Source organism: Treponema socranskii subsp. buccale (assembly GCF_024181585.1).
Taxonomy (GTDB): Bacteria; Spirochaetota; Spirochaetia; order Treponematales; family Treponemataceae; genus Treponema_D; species Treponema_D buccale.
In genome coordinates this window covers 391,714-406,715 of record NZ_CP054258.1, presented here as the reverse complement: position 1 = coordinate 406,715, position 15,002 = coordinate 391,714, and the positions used below count along the sequence as shown (strand labels likewise).

The 15,002-nt window shown below is 51.0% G+C and carries 15 protein-coding genes; 10 read left to right on the top strand and 5 right to left on the bottom strand.

Features of this window, described 5'->3' with window-relative positions; all coding sequences use genetic code 11:
• Window positions 1–1,161 carry a tetratricopeptide repeat protein gene (locus tag HRI97_RS01825; protein ID WP_253726233.1) on the top strand — a complete coding sequence of 387 codons (1,161 nt, stop codon included), beginning with the start codon at window positions 1–3 and terminating at the stop codon, window positions 1,159–1,161.
• 128 nt (window positions 1,162–1,289) lie between these two features.
• Here HRI97_RS01825 and HRI97_RS01820 read toward each other — a convergent pair whose 3' ends face one another.
• The 4 genes from HRI97_RS01820 to murB form a co-directional block, all read right to left on the bottom strand.
• Window positions 1,290–1,796 carry a DUF192 domain-containing protein gene (locus HRI97_RS01820; protein ID WP_253726232.1) on the bottom strand — a complete coding sequence of 169 codons (507 nt, stop codon included), beginning with the start codon at window positions 1,794–1,796 and terminating at the stop codon, window positions 1,290–1,292.
• A 49-nt stretch (window positions 1,797–1,845) separates the two neighbouring features.
• Window positions 1,846–2,388 carry a hypothetical protein gene (locus HRI97_RS01815; protein WP_253726231.1) on the bottom strand — a complete coding sequence of 181 codons (543 nt, stop codon included), beginning with the start codon at window positions 2,386–2,388 and terminating at the stop codon, window positions 1,846–1,848.
• A gap of 25 nt (window positions 2,389–2,413) precedes the next feature.
• The gene (locus tag HRI97_RS01810; RefSeq protein ID WP_180486967.1) at window positions 2,414–3,604 is read right to left on the bottom strand and encodes a Crp/Fnr family transcriptional regulator; all 1,191 of its coding nucleotides are present in this window, start codon (window positions 3,602–3,604) and stop codon (window positions 2,414–2,416) included.
• Window positions 3,605–3,687: 83 nt separating this feature from the next.
• On the bottom strand, window positions 3,688–4,620 hold the full coding sequence (gene murB, locus HRI97_RS01805; RefSeq protein ID WP_253726230.1) for a UDP-N-acetylmuramate dehydrogenase: 933 nt from the start codon (window positions 4,618–4,620) through the stop codon (window positions 3,688–3,690).
• A gap of 49 nt (window positions 4,621–4,669) precedes the next feature.
• Here murB and cysS point away from each other — a divergent pair, with 49 nt between their 5' ends.
• From cysS to dusB, 9 genes are all read left to right on the top strand, one after another.
• A complete protein-coding gene (gene cysS, locus HRI97_RS01800; RefSeq protein WP_253726229.1) occupies window positions 4,670–6,139 on the top strand; it encodes a cysteine--tRNA ligase in 1,470 nt (489 codons plus the stop codon).
• A 15-nt stretch (window positions 6,140–6,154) separates the two neighbouring features.
• Window positions 6,155–6,724, top strand: coding sequence for an RNA polymerase sigma factor (locus HRI97_RS01795; RefSeq protein WP_180486970.1), 570 nt, complete (start codon window positions 6,155–6,157; stop codon window positions 6,722–6,724).
• Window positions 6,705–7,418: an anti-sigma factor family protein gene (locus HRI97_RS01790; protein ID WP_253726228.1), complete on the top strand. Its 714-nt coding sequence runs from the start codon at window positions 6,705–6,707 to the stop codon at window positions 7,416–7,418. Before HRI97_RS01795 ends, HRI97_RS01790 begins: the two co-directional genes overlap by 20 nt.
• 107 nt (window positions 7,419–7,525) lie before the next feature.
• Entirely contained in the window at window positions 7,526–9,121 is a 1,596-nt protein-coding gene (locus HRI97_RS01785) for a transglutaminase domain-containing protein (protein WP_253726227.1), read from the top strand.
• 207 nt (window positions 9,122–9,328) lie between these two features.
• Entirely contained in the window at window positions 9,329–9,826 is a 498-nt protein-coding gene (locus tag HRI97_RS01780) for a hypothetical protein (protein ID WP_253726226.1), read from the top strand.
• Between the two features lie 115 nt (window positions 9,827–9,941).
• Window positions 9,942–10,550 (top strand): hypothetical protein, encoded by a 609-nt coding sequence (locus HRI97_RS01775; protein ID WP_253726225.1) that lies wholly within the window; start codon window positions 9,942–9,944, stop codon window positions 10,548–10,550.
• The gene (locus HRI97_RS01770; RefSeq protein ID WP_180486974.1) at window positions 10,537–10,854 is read left to right on the top strand and encodes a winged helix-turn-helix domain-containing protein; all 318 of its coding nucleotides are present in this window, start codon (window positions 10,537–10,539) and stop codon (window positions 10,852–10,854) included. Before HRI97_RS01775 ends, HRI97_RS01770 begins: the two co-directional genes overlap by 14 nt.
• 530 nt (window positions 10,855–11,384) lie before the next feature.
• Window positions 11,385–12,167, top strand: a complete 783-nt coding sequence (locus tag HRI97_RS01765; RefSeq protein ID WP_253726224.1) for a TatD family hydrolase — start codon at window positions 11,385–11,387, stop codon at window positions 12,165–12,167.
• Window positions 12,167–13,159: a tRNA dihydrouridine synthase DusB gene (dusB, locus tag HRI97_RS01760; protein WP_253726223.1), complete on the top strand. Its 993-nt coding sequence runs from the start codon at window positions 12,167–12,169 to the stop codon at window positions 13,157–13,159. Before HRI97_RS01765 ends, dusB begins: the two co-directional genes overlap by 1 nt.
• A 138-nt stretch (window positions 13,160–13,297) precedes the next feature.
• Here dusB and HRI97_RS01755 read toward each other — a convergent pair whose 3' ends face one another.
• Window positions 13,298–14,164 carry an Rpn family recombination-promoting nuclease/putative transposase gene (locus HRI97_RS01755; protein ID WP_253726222.1) on the bottom strand — a complete coding sequence of 289 codons (867 nt, stop codon included), beginning with the start codon at window positions 14,162–14,164 and terminating at the stop codon, window positions 13,298–13,300.
• Window positions 14,165–15,002 lie beyond the last annotated feature (838 nt).

The window sequence follows — 15,002 nt, the reverse complement described above, 5'->3', positions numbered from 1 at the left end:
ATGGATTCTATAAGCCAACTCGATACGATTTATTACATCAAACTCCCCGAAGATTTTCAGCTGTCCCGAAATGCGATGCGCATCGATCCGGAAATCCCGCTGCCGGTGCAAAAAAAAGACAGGGACGCGCCCGGCACCTTCAATGCCGAAGAATTGACGCAGGAGCAGATCCTCGCGGGCATCCTCACCGTGCTCGCCTACGACAAACACAACGAGCACACGGACTATTACCGTTCGCTGCTGCAAAAAGCGCGGCCGAATATCAAACGGGAGCTTTCCGAAGCGGCGATTTTAAAAGCGAAAAACGAAGATTACGATATCGCAGAAGAAATGTTCGCGGCGCTTCGCGGCCTCGACCCCGACGATATGACGACCGTGCTCAATACGGCGCTTTTTTTCGACGAACGCGCAAACTCGTACCGCCGCTCGGGATTGCATGAAGACGCCGACGCCTACGACAGCGATGCGCTCGCCTATTACAAAGCGGCGATGGATGCCGAACCCGCGATCCCCGATGCGTTTTTCAATGCGGGATTTTTTTACCTCAAACAATACGCATACCGCGAAGCGAAAGACTGCTTTGAAACCTATATCGCGCTCACCTGCGACGTAAGCGACGATGCGCTCGGCGAAAACGGTATATACAAAAAAGAGCGCGCTCAGGAAATCGTCGACAATATCCGCAATCAAAACATGGACGACGCCCACTTCAAAACAGCCTACGATTTGATTTCGTCGGGACAGGAAGAAAAGGGGCTCGAAGAAATCAAACAATTTATCAAAACAAATCAAAAAGTGTGGAACGCGTGGTTTTTGCTCGGCTGGGGACTTCGCAGGCTCGGACGCTACGGAGATGCGGAACAGGCGTTTTTGGAATCGCTTTCGTGTCCCGGAGGAGAGACGAACTGCGATACTTGCAACGAGCTTGCGATCTGCCGCATGGAACAAAACGATTTCGCGGGAGCGAAGCGCTATCTTTCGCGCGCACTGTCGCTCGATCCCGAAAATACGAAAATCATATCGAATTTGGGATTCGTCGCGTTAAAAGAAAACGACGTCGAAAAAGCGAAACAGTATTTTGCGGCGGCGCTTGAAATCGACCCGGACGATAAAATCGCGGCGGCGGAATTATTGAAATTGGAACAATCGGAAAATTCATAAGTGCGGATGCGCGCGCTTCGAAAAGCCGCACGCACGGTGCAAGTGCGCGAAAATACAAGCGCATAAGGCTGAATAACGTACCCGCGTACCGAGTCATTTGCATTTCGCGTCCTGTGCTGCCGGCTTACCTACTGTGCGTGCGTGTCGAAATCGAGGGCGAGCGTATCGCCGACTTTTATATTGACGCGATCGAACCAGCCTCGGGGCACTTCGAGAGCATAGCGCACGCTCACCGTGCTCTTAACCGGCGCAAGGCTGAACGGCGTCATGTCGTATATGTCGCGGATGCGTCCGCTCGAATCGATGTACGCGATCGAAAGCGGATGCGGCGTATTCATCATCCAAAATGAAAGAACCTCGTCTTTGGCAAACACGAAGAGCATTCCCGTACCGTCGGGAATGCGTTTGCGCTTCATAAAACCCCTGCTCTGCTGGGCAGGGGTACTCGCTATTTCCGCACGGACGCTCACCGTCGTGCCGCCGTCGGCTCTTTTAAGCGTAAGGGTTTGGACTTCCATGGGCTCGTCCGCACAGGACAGGAAAAAGAGAGAGGCGGCCGCAAAAAGCAAAGCGCGCACGCCGTTTTTTCGGCCGGCCGTTTTTTCGCTAATTTTACAGATCGTTGATTTTTCCATCGATAATTTTTCCTTTTTTCGTGTGCTTTCGCGCCGCACAAACGCTCTATCACAGCGCGTCCAAAAAGAGTTCGCGCGTCATTTCGGCAGCCGAAAGCGGAACGAGGGATGCGGCGTTCAATTCGTCGAAAACTTTCGTGTCTACATATTTGATCGCAAGCGGCCGCTCGAGGCTCATCGTCACGGTATCCGATTTCCACTCCGATTTTTCGGGCGACAGAGAGGTCGGGTTTCCGTATTTTTTGCACAGTGCGCTGAAAATACTGTAGTGATCCATGCGCTCCCGATCGACATTGATGATCATAATATAGAGGCGGTCCTTGTAAAACTGAAAATAGCACCGCTCGAGAAAAGACGAAACGCCCCGCGCCTTTGCATCGGTTTCTATGAGCACGCGGTTTTCTCCGGGAAGCAGCGACACGTCCCGATCGCCGTGGTAACCGAACTCGCCGTTTTTTTTCAAGCGTTCTTTTACTTCGTCGAGCGTCATACCGAGACGGATTCCGCCGTAACCGCGTGGAAGCGCTTTTTGCGCACACAGAGCAAAGAGAGATGCAAAAAATAACAACGCAGCTGCGATCGTTTTTTTCATCGAAAACTCCGCGTTACGCGCCCCGCTACGCGTTGTTGTTTTGTTTGCGGTAAAAGGCCGCCTGTTTTACGAGTTCGCGGCAGTCGGGCACGAGAATTTTTCCGTTGACAAAACGGACATGGGAATCGGACTGCAATCGAATAAGGCTTTCGGCCTGCTGCTCCTTCGGGATCCCGCACATATTCGCCAAATCGTAGGGCGTCAAATCCGTTTGATACTGAACGTTTTGCTGAGAAAGATTGATTTTCGTTTTTTCGACTTGCAGCGCGAGGATGTCGATGAGTTTGTGCAGCGGATCGTGCAGGTTCGCGTTGTCTATCTGACGGTACATCGACCACAAGCGGTCGGCGAGCATCGTCGTCAAGCGCGAAATGAGCTGGGGCTGGGTTGCGACCATCAAATCGAAGTTTTGCCGGTTTACCGCCATGAGTTTGCACGGTTCGTGCGCGATCGCGCTCGCCGATCGCGGCTTGTTTTCGAGCAGCGCCATTTCACCGAACATATCGCCTTTTTTCAGCATAGCGAGCGTCACTTCGTTGCCGTCGACGACTTTCGAAATCTTCACCTGCCCTTCCTGGATGATAAACATGTCCGGGCCGTTTTGGCTTTCGGAAAATATCATCGTGCTTTTCGGATAGACGCGCATGAGGTCGGGCGTCGATTCGAAATACACCGCATGCGTGCGCTCTTTGAGCACGATAAAACGCTCTTTTGCGCGCCCCGCGTTGATGCCGCGCGGACAGGCTTTGAGGTATTGATAATAGGCGTATACCGCGATGTCGGAAAAACCCGCTTTATCGTAATAGTCGGCGACGTCGAATATGTGCTCGGGTGTGTCGGCGACGACATTGTTGAGCGTCAGCTTTGTCAGCGTTTCGTTCATCGCTCTCATGCCGTTTGCAAAGGTACGGATGATCTTCATGGCGACGGGCGTATTGCGCATGATGAGTTCGGGGTATTGATCGCGGCGGACGGAAATACCGGTGACGTCGGTGATGGCGATAACGGTTTCGATTTGCGAATGCCCCGACATACAGGGGATAACGCCGACAAAGTCACCCGGGCCGAGGAGTTTAATCGGGCCGCCGGGCGTATCGGTCGCTTTAAAACAACGGACATTGCCGCTTTGAATGATAAAGAAGCGATCGCTTTCTGCCTTTCCTTCGACGACGAGGTAAGATCCTTTTCTAAAATTTACAAATGATAATTGCAGCAATTCGATTCGCCCTCTGTTTTATAAGTATAAATTCCACTGCCCTGTTTGTCAATCTTTAAAATCGGCATAAATCGAGCGTATCTTTACCGTATTCCGCAAAATAGTATTTCGCATTCGAGCGTAAATCCCGTCTTTTGCCGCACGATTTCGACGATGCGATCGGCAAGAGCGCGTACGTCCGCCGCCGTCGCTCCTCCCGTGTTTACGATAAAGTTTCCGTGCCACGGAGCGACTTGAGCGCCGCCCGAGCGCATGCCTTTCAATCCCGCTTCGTCGATGATTTTTCCGGACGGCTTTCCGAATGCGCGGTTGTTTTTGAACACGCTTCCGGCGCTCGGAAATTTATAATGCCCCTTTGCGCTTCGCTCTGCGACGCAGGTTTTGCAGCGCGCCTCGATTTCGTTTTTTTTGTCTTCGGAAAGTCTCCGTGTTTTAAAAACCGCGCACGTGACGATTCGAGGCGTATTTTGAAAGGGCGAGATTTTATAATCCCAATCCGCTGCGTTGAAGCGGTAGGTTTTTTCTTCGAGCGTTTCGCAATCGATATAGCGGACTTCGGAAAGGACATCGCTTACGGATACGTCGAAGCATCTTGCGTTCATATATACCGCGCCGCCCGCGCTTCCGGGAAGCCCCGCAAACGCTTCAAGCCCCGAAAGAGAATGCTCCGTGCAAAACGAAACGACGGACGAAACGGAAGCTCCCGCGCCCGAGGCGACATATTCTCCGTCGGCTTCGATATGACAGAGAGCGCTCATCGAAACGACGGCGCCTTCAAAGCCCTTGTCCGACACGACGATATTGCTTCCCCCTCCGAGTACGAAATAGGGCACGGCATCGGTCTTTAAAACCGAAAGCGCAAAGCGGAGAGAGGGAACATCGAAGGGTGCTATAAAAAGAGGCGCCGGCCCTCCGATGCGGAACGTCGTGTGATTCGCCATCGTTTCGGAAAAGAGGATGCGGCCTTTAAAATCGTCCGTATTGAATTTTTCAGCCGTTTCGCGTATGCTTGTCATTACGCTACAGTATACTGAAAACGTTTATACTTTTCGATAGGGATTGCTTATGGGATTACGGGTATTCAATACGATGGGACGGGAAATGCAGGATTTCGTGCCGATTACGCCGGGCTTCGTCGGCTTTTACGGCTGCGGCCCGACGGTGTATAATTACGCGCACATCGGAAACCTGCGCGCATACGTGTTTCTCGACATACTCGATCGCACGCTTTCCTACCTCGGCTACGATAAAAAGCACGTCATGAACATCACCGATATCGGGCACCTTACGGGCGACGACGATTCGGGCGAAGATAAAATCGTAAAGACTGCGAAAGAGCGCCATCAATCGGTACTCGAAGTCGCGCAGTTTTATACGGATGCGTTTTTTAAAGATTTGGACGCGCTCAATATCCGCCGCCCCGACGTCGTATGCAAAGCGACCGATCACGTTTCCGATATGATCGAATTGATAAAGCGCATCGAAGCGAACGGTCATACCTATATGTCCGGCGGAAACCTCTATTACGACGTGTCCACGTATGCCGATTACGGAAAGCTCGCAAACCTCCGCCTCGACGATCAAAAAGCCGGAGCGAGAGTCGGCGTCGATGAAAACAAACGCAATCCCTACGATTTCGTGTTGTGGTTTACAAAATCGAAATTCGAAAATCAGGCGCTGTCGTGGGAAAGCCCCTGGGGAAAAGGCTATCCCGGCTGGCACATCGAGTGCTCGGCGATGAGCATGAAATACCTCGGCGATCATTTCGACATTCACACCGGCGGCATCGACCATATACCCATTCATCACACGAACGAAATCGCGCAGTCGGAAGGCGCGACCGGCAAAAAATGGGTAAACTATTGGCTGCACAACGAATTCCTCGTCGTCAAAAACGACGCGTCCGGCGACGGAGATAAAATGTCGAAGTCCGCGGGGAATTTTCTGCGCCTTCAAACGCTCGCCGATAAAGGCTACGACGCGCTCGACTACCGCTATTTTTTGCTCGGCGCTCAGTACCGAAGCCAAGTGTTTTTCAGCTGGGACGCGATGGAAAGCGCAAAAAACGCACGGAAAGCGCTCGTAAAACGCGCCGCGCAGATTATCGAAGCATCTCACGGAAAAGTCTCTCCTTCGCTCGGGAAAAAAGCGCAAGGTTATATCGGTTCTTTTAAAGCCGCACTCGAAAACGATCTTGCAACTCCTCAGGCGATGAGTGCGCTGCACCTTGCGGTAAAGGATTCCGAACTGAAAGCGGAAGAAGCGCTTTCGCTCATCAAAACGATGGACGGCGTACTCGCGCTCAAAATCGAATCGGAAGCGGCAAAACTGCGGTCGGCCGCGGTTGTCAAAACACACGAAGGAGACGCGGAAGCGGCCGAAATCGACGCTCTCGTTGCGGAACGGACGGCGGCGAAAAAAGCGAAAGATTTCGCAAAAGCCGATAAAATCAGAGGCGATTTGGCATCCCGCGGCATCGTCATCACCGATACGCCGGACGGGCCGGTGTGGAAGCGAACGGCGCAAGAGCCGTAACTTTTTGGAGTTATCGTGTTTACTACGGTAGAGGAAAATCAATCGGGATCGTCTCATCCGCTCAACGCGGGCAATCCCGCAGATTTTAAAACGATATACGACGCGACGATGCAGCTTTTGTTCCGCATTTCGTACAGGGTCGTCGCCGACGAAGAAGCGGCGGAAGATTTGGCGCACGATTCGCTCATCAAAGCGAACGAAAAAGTGCTTGTCTTTCCGTCGCTCAACGATGCGAAGTATTGGCTCATCCGCGTCGTAAAAAACGCATCGCTCAACTACGTCAAGCGGAAAGGACGCGAACGGAAAGCGTATCAAAAAGCGCTGTACGAAGATCATCGGACGGCGCCCTCGGGCGAAACCGATGTGCTCAAAGCGGAAGCCGCAAAAAAAGCGCGCGAAGCGCTCGCACAGCTTCCGGAAAAACTTCGCGAAGTTTTGATTTTGCGCGAATACGGAGATTTGAATTATAAAGAAATCGGAAAAACGCTCGGCATTACGGAAGGAAACGTAAAAGTCCGCGTGTTTCGCGCACGCGAACAGCTGTCGAAATTATTAGGAGAAGACGATGTCTACCTGCCCCAGTAACGATATCCACTCGGTGTATCTCGATAACGAACTTCCCGAAACATACGTCGGAACATACGAAGCGCACATCAAATCGTGCCCGAAATGCGCGGCGAAACTCGCATCTCTCCGCGCCGTAAGCGCCGTCTTCCGCTCGGATGCCGGCGGCATGACATTGGATAAAGCGTCTCTCGACAAAAGCTGGGAGCGCCTTCAAGTGCGCCTCAGCTACAGCAAAACGACAAATCGCGTGTACCGCTTTCCCGCTCACAATTTTCGATATGCCCTTTCCGCAGCCGCGGCCGCTGCGGTTTTCGCGCTCATCATACCGCTTCGCGTTCTCCGCTCGCCTTCCGCGGTTAAAACCGCCGCGATCAATCCGATTTCGCGCAGTACAAGCGTCGAACTCGCAAAAAACAACGTCGTCATCAACGGCAATATCGAACAACCCCGCGCATTCGTGCCGTCTCTGCCGGATGAAACATACGGCGTAAATGCGGAATACGGCACGGCATTCGATGCATCTTTCGGCGGTACCCGTTTCGACGCGGTTCGTACGGGAGAACGGCAGCTCGAAGACGTCGATCTCTTCCGCCCCGACTTTGCAAACGGCAGTTCTCTCGCGATAAAAATCGGCATACCCGAAATCGGCTTTGTTCCGCCGGCCGCCGACATAGATTTTGCAAACGGTGAACTTGTGAGTTCGCTCAAGTGATTTCTTCCGGCCAATTCAGCTATTCATTCAGAAAGTCGCCGTTGTTTCGGACGCTGTGCGTTGCGGCGCTTATCGCGCTCGTATTCTGCATCGTTTTTATAATCACAATGCGGATGCGTCGGAAACCGGTTATCGAAAGGCTCGATCCGCCCATCGGCTCTCCGGGAGACCTCGTCATTATCAGAGGAAAGCATTTCGGCAATATGCAAGGAAGCGGCTATGTCGAGTTCGCAGGCAGCAAACTCACTGCAAGTTCGTATATCGCATGGACGGATAAAGAAATCAAAGTCATCCTTCCGGCAAACGTCTCCGACGGGCTCGTCTTTGTCGGAACGGAAATAAACCGCTCGGAGCCTTCGTTTTTTACAAACGAACGCGAGATCCCCGTCGCCGCCCGTCCGAAAATGCAAACTTCCCTCCCGTTCATCGCATCGATTTCAAACGCATCTCCGGCGGTCGGAAGTCTCATCGTCATCTCCGGGAAAAATTTCGGCAATACGCACGATGACGCCGACGTCTTTTTTGCAACGGAACGGGAAATTCCTCCGAACCGCAGTACGCTCGCATACGAAAGCGGAGCGCCCGGTACAATATATATTCCCGCAAATAAAACCGATTTCGACTACGAATTTTGGAGTGACACCGAAATCCGCGTACGCGTCCCGGACGGAGCGGCTTCCGGATCGATTTATGTCGAAACACCCGCAGGAAAATCCGACCTTCAAAAACTCACAATCGATTCGCGTATAGGAAGCAAAACATACGGTACGCAGCGCACGTATATCATGCAGCTTGCTGCGGACATAAACGATATCGAAACGAAACAGCCGGCGACGATCAGGTTTTATTTTCCCCGCCCCATCGTTACGGCGGCTCAGCCCTTTGTCGAACTTAACGAGAGGACTCCTGAACCCGCTATCGCCGATTACCAAAATACGATCGTCCATCAGCTGCAGGCAAGTAAAGGTTCTTCTCCGGCAAAACAGCGTTTTTCGCAAAATTTCGTCGTTTCGGTATACGAAGTCAAAAGCACCGTTCAGCTGAAATACGTAAAATCGTATTCCGATATGAATAAAGCGCTTTATGCGGCATCGACTCGGGCGGATAAATTTATCCCGTCGGACGATAGAGCCGTTACGAATCTCGCTTCGTCGATTGTCGGAAAAGAGACGAATCCCTACATCAAAGCAAAGCTCATCTATACGTATATGCTCGACAATTACAAACTGCGCGATACCGCGGCAAAGCCGGAATCTCCGCTCAATCTTATAAAAAACAAAAGAGGCGACGCCTATTGTTTTGCGCTTCTCTATACGGCGCTGCTTCGTGCCGCAGGTATCCCCGCGCTCACCGATTGCGGCATACTCGTCGACCGCAATATCCGCACGCGAAATCACTGGTGGTGCGAATTCTACTTATACGGCATCGGATGGATACCCGTCGATCCGGCCCTGGGTGCGGGTCTTTCGTACGAAGGCTGGGGTGAAACGGGAGATGCGAAAAATTATTATTTCGGAAACCTCGATTCGCAGCATATAACGTTTACCCGCGGTATAAACGATTTAAAACCCGCCGCCGGCAACACGAAAATCGTACAGCATCCTCGAGGCTACGCGCTCCAATCCATTTGGGAAGAATCGTCTGAGGGTACCGTCCGGTACAGTTCGTTTTGGGCAGACCCCGTCATTATCGGCGTGTATTAATCGGAAATACTTTCAAAACTCAATATTCAAACCGAAGCGATACGCTTTCGCCTTTTATCCGTATCATCAAAATATATTTATAAAGCACTTTACAAAATAAAGTAGACAAGCTATACTATCCCTGAAATCGAAAATACGATATAAAAGACTGCAGCTTTGACCGTATCTTCGACAATAAAATTTTTTCAAGCGAAGAGGAAGGTATTTATGAAAAAGATTTTATGCGGCGTATGCCTGTTGTGTACGGTTTCGCTCTGCACCTTTGCAAAAGAAAGCGGAGAAAAAAAGGAAACCGGTATAGGATTCGATTTTGCGCTTGCCGGTCTCAAAAACGATTTCGCATTATCGACATCCGTCACGTCTCCGTGGTTTTTTTACAATTCATTCGCGTTCCGAATAAACGGGGAATATTATTTTCCGAGCAGGCAGCACATCTACGGATATCCGGTCGTCGACCTTTCGCTGATGAGCGGCCATCTGATGAAAACGGCAAATATTCGCTTGTACGGCGGCGGCGGTGCGGCAGCTCTTCTTCTGCCGGGCGAAGAGCATACGGTTACTATAATGGGTCAGGGATTTTTCGGTTTTGAATTTTTCATGACCGAACGGCCGTCCGGTTTCAGCTGCTTTACCGAAATCGGCGGCGGCGGATTCGGTTTTCACGCGAAAGCCGGCATGCGCTACACCGTCCCGATGTTACACTGAAACGGATTCACATACACGCGGTACCGGTCAATTCGAATCGATCGGTACCGCTGTTTTTACAAACATGCTTCGGTGCAAAGCATCGGGGTATGTTGTTTTTATAAGGGTTTGTACCATGAACGACGAAGAGATAAAAGAACAACTGTCTTTAATCGAGGCATTGGCCGAAGACGCCGAAGCGGGTTTCGAATCGATGCTCGTGCCGTTTTCGGTATACGGCATTGCAATTCCCTCGGGAACGGCGGCGACATATTGTTTTCTTTTTTTCGGTTTGGGAAAATACGTGTGGCTCATTTGGCTTTTCGTCATAGGATTTTGCCAGATTTTTTTACCTTTGTATTTCCGCCGAAAACGCGAAGAAAAAATACAAAGAGCAAGCGACCGCATCTTTGCCGCTTTATGGGGCAGCATCGGCTTCGTCATCGTATTGAATTCCGTACTGTCGTTTTTCGGCAAAATCGATTTTTCCGCCGCGTTTTTTATCATCGGCATATTGATCGCAATCGGATGCGTTACGAGCGGCGCCATCGTACAAAAGAGAGCGAGGATTATAATGTACGCCGAAGGCGTTTTCTGGCTTTTGTCCGCCCTGCCCTGTCTCTTTGTCGAGCCGTACACGGCCCCGCTTATCATAAGTGCGGCAACTTTCGTTTTGCTCGCAATTCCCGCCCTTACCGCACTCATCATCATGCGGAAAAAGAAGTCTGCCGATGACCGGTGCTGATCGCCAAGTCGATTTTTTCGATCACCGTCTGCTCGACGAACAGCTGTCTTCCCGTCTGCGTCTTGCGGTTATGTCCGTATTGCTCGGCTGTGAAAAAATCGAATTTACCGTGCTGCGCGATACGGTACATGCGACCGACGGTAACCTCACCGCCCACTGCAAAAAATTGGAAAACGCCGGTTATCTGACGGTGGAAAAACGTTTCGTAAACCGAAAACCCGTAACGATGTACAGTGCGACGCCGCTCGGACGAAAAGCGGTAAAAAAATATGCCAGGCAGCTCGCCTCTCTCTTGGAAAAGTGAATCGGAAAACCGAAGCAATTTCCCGCGTAAACGGCGGATAAAAGGGAAAAACGTAAACGCGGCGCATCTGTCAGGCCGACCGGAAAAATCACACGTAAAAATCGTTTGACTTCACGCAAAAGCTGTGGTATCTTTATAGAAACAATAACATCGGTATATTTCCGATTCGCTGCGTGTACTTTCGAAAACATACGTCTTTCGAAAGTTTTTATTTATGGGAGAAATGATAAAAAGCGCCGTCTGAAATATCGCCGTCGCTGGAGTCTAAAGCCGAAAAACGCCAAAGCGTTTTTCTTTTATGGGAGACACTCGCGATTTCTGTGCATTGCTCGAAATCGCAGCGTTCTTATCTCGAGTTTGCGCGGATGTTTGCGGAAGATATATACACATATCATTTTCATGAAAATCAAATGAATACGATACAGTGTGTTTTCGCAAACTCGATTATTGAACGTATGCGCTCGCGCGCATGACTAAAAACTTTTTCGGAAGTTGCAACTTCCTGCAAAAGTTTTTATAGGAGAAATGCCATGCAATTTTTTGATACTCACGCCCACATCGGGCTGATCTATGACGACCCTATTGAGCAGCTCCGCGTCATTCAACAGGCAAAACAAGCCGGCGTTGCCCGCATCATATCCATCAACAACAGTCTCCTCGATTTTAAGCGCGTGTACAATACGCTGAAAGCGGTAAACGGCATCTACCATGCGGTCGGAGTCGCTCCGTCCGAAGTGACGAATCCGGGCAAAGACTACGTAACTGCAATCGAAGAAAATCTCAAATTACCGAACGTCGTCGCCGTCGGCGAAACGGGACTCGATTACTACAAGCAATTCGGCGACAAGCGCTCGCAAATCGAATTGTTTATCACGCAGCTCGAAATCGCACAAAAGCACAACCTGCCGGTTATCATCCACAACCGCGACGCGGGTAAAGACATATTCGACGTACTTTCCGAACGCATTCCGCAGGCGGGTGCGATTTTCCACTGCTATTCGGAAGACGCCGACTACGCAAAGCGCTGTCTCGACGCGGGCATGAACGTGTGGTTTTCGTTCGCGGGAAATTTAACGTACCGCAATGCGCGCAACCTCCACGAAACGGCGCTCAACGTACCCGTTGACAGGATCCTCATCGAAACGGAAAGTCCCTTTATGATTCCGGCCGAATTCCGCGAAAAAAAGCGTACGATGCCGGCATACATCACGTCGACGGCGCATTTCCTTTCAGACCTGCTCGAAACGGATATCGAACAGCTCGCCGCTCAGCTTTGGAAAAACAGCTGCAAAGCGTTTAACCTTCCCGAATAATGCCGTATCATCCCGTTGCGATCGGTTCTCTGACGCTCGGCGGAAATATATTCCTCGCACCCGTAGCCGGATACAGCGACCGCTCGTTCCGTTCGATCTGCATCGACTGCGGCGCTTCGTTCACATATACCGAAATGGTATCCGCCGAAGCGCTCGTCCGAGACAACGATAAAACCGAACGCCTTTTGCGAAAAGCTGAAAATGAAACGGCGTATGCTGTACAAATCTTCGGCGGCAATCCGGACGTCATCGCAAAGGCGGCCGCCCTCGTCGCAGAAAAAACCGACTGCGCATGCATCGACATAAACTGCGGCTGCCCCGTTCCGAAAATCGTAAAAACCGGAGCCGGAGCCGCGCTCACGAAAAACCCCGAGAAATTATATGCCGTCGTACAAGCGGCCGTCCGCGCACTCGAACATGCAAAACGGCCCGTTCCCGTCACCGTAAAGATCCGCTCCGGCTGGGACGATAAAACGATCACGTGGAAAGAAGCGGCGGACGCGGTTCTTTCGGCAGGCGTCAAAGCGATTACGATGCACCCGCGGACGAGAGCTCAGGGCTACGAAGGCAAAGCCGATTGGAATGCGCTCACCGAGCTCGTTTCATTCGTGTCCGGCCGCGTCGGCGTTTTCGGCTCGGGCGATCTCTTTTCTCCGGAAGACGCACGAGCGATGTTCGAAGCGACAGGCTGCGATGCGGTGATGTTTGCGCGCGGTGCGATGGGAAATCCGTTTATCTTCACAAAGACAAAAGCGCTCCTCACGACCGGAAGCTATGAAGACGTCGGCATCAGAGCGCGCATCGATGCGGGTTTCCGCGAACTTAAACTCCTCATCGAAGATGCAGGTGAAGCGAACGCATGCAAAGAAATGCGAAAACGATTTTGCGCGTATACGAAAGGCATCCCCGGCGGCGCGGAGCTGAGAGCGAAACTCGTTCACGCGTCGAGCGAAGCCGACTACCGTGCGATACTTTCGGGACTGCGAGGATAAAGACCGAAAGTACAGCCGATTTTTTACGGACGGACTAAAGCCGTAAGCGAAACGGAGTAAAACCGTCGGCAAACCCCACGGAAATCAATTTTTACCTAAAAAATCTGAATGTCAAGTTTTTTGAAAAGCAAATAATTACTACAGTTTTTTAATTTCCGCTTCCGAGAGGCCGGTCATAAGGAGAATCTCAGATAGCGGGTACTTGCGTTCAGCCATCAGCTTTGCCGTTTCTCGTGCTTTTTGATACGCTCCCGCAGCGACACCGTCGCGTCGGCCTTGTAAGAGTCCGTCTTTTCTGCCTTTGCGTATTCCCCGCTCAAAGCCGATCTTTTCACCCAGCTGTAAACCCTCTCTGCGTAAATCATCTTCCCGTATATTCAACGACATATACCAGCTCCTGAACTTTTCGTTCCGTTTCGCTTTTTCGACAAGCTCATCGATGTGCTGTGTAAAACCGCTCGTCGCCCGCCTCTCGCAAAGATACTCCAACAAAGCGCTCAATTCAGGCTCATCCTCTTTATCGTAGGCACCCACATTATAAAACACCTTAGCGCTTTTGTCATCAAGAAAAAGCATATCGTCGGCGGTACAGATATTACGAAACTCATAGACAGGCAAACCTCTACCGAAGGGATCCTGCGTACAGATAAAGATGACGCAGCTCTCTTTCAGTTCGGCGTAGCTTTGTCCTCTCAAGAGGTTATCGACATCCATAAGGCTTTGGTAATAACGCGTGCGTTTGGGAAGAGAGGGCGGTATCGACGTTTGTATTTCTATATCGAAGATGCGATCGGGGTCGGAGACATAGACGTCGAGGCGTATGCCCTTACTTTCGTAAAACGGAGTGATCGTTTTTTGCAGGGAGGGATATTCGATTTTACCGACTTTGATGTGCAAAAGGCGCTCCAATACACCTTTGCATATAACTTTATTTTTCATGACCGTGCCGAACATAAAGTCGTCGGTAAAGGTGAGTTCTTCGACGGGTTTATGGGTATATTCCATAGTTGCACCTTCGATTGTTGAGATAGCGCGGCAAGGAAGCCGCTGACCTATATATCGTTTACAAAGCTATAAATTACGCGTTTTTTTATGAAAATAAACGGATGTACCGCGAAAGCCGACTGCGATTCCTTATGAGGACACAAAGCGCGGCGTTTACGGTGCGCTTTGTGATTGGAGACGCTCGGCGATTCCTGCTCAGGAAATTTTTCTTCATTCAATCACGGCAGGGATGCCGTGCCGATATGTTGCACTACAACCGCGCATTTTGCAATGCAAAATGCGGTAGTTCGGGATACACGGATGTATCCCGAACGGACACTGCTCGCAATCTTATAGGAAGTCTAGAGTTGAAAAACGCTTGACGCGTTTTCCTTTTATCGGAGACGCTCGGCGATTGCTGCGCGGGGAACTTCGCGCTCCGCGCTCGTTGCAAGTGGCGCGGGGAACTTCGCGCTCCGCGCTCGTTGCAAGTCCCGCACTGCTCGCAATCTTATAGGAAGTCTGGAGTTGAAAAACGCTTGACGCGTTTTTCTTTTATCGGAGACGCTTGAGAATTCCTGCGACGCACGGCAGGGATGCCGTGTCGTTACCTTGCACTACAACCGCGCATTTTGCAATGCAAAATGCGGTAGTTCGGGATACACGGATGTATCCCGAACGGACACTGCTCGCAATCTTATAGGAAGTCTGGAGTTGAAAAACGCTGACGCGTTTTTCTTTTATAGGAGACGCATGAGGATTCCTGCGCATTGCTCGGAATCTTAAGAGGAAGTCTGGAGGTGAAAAACGCTTGACGCGTTTTTCTTTTATCGGAGACGCTTGAGAATTCCTGCGCACT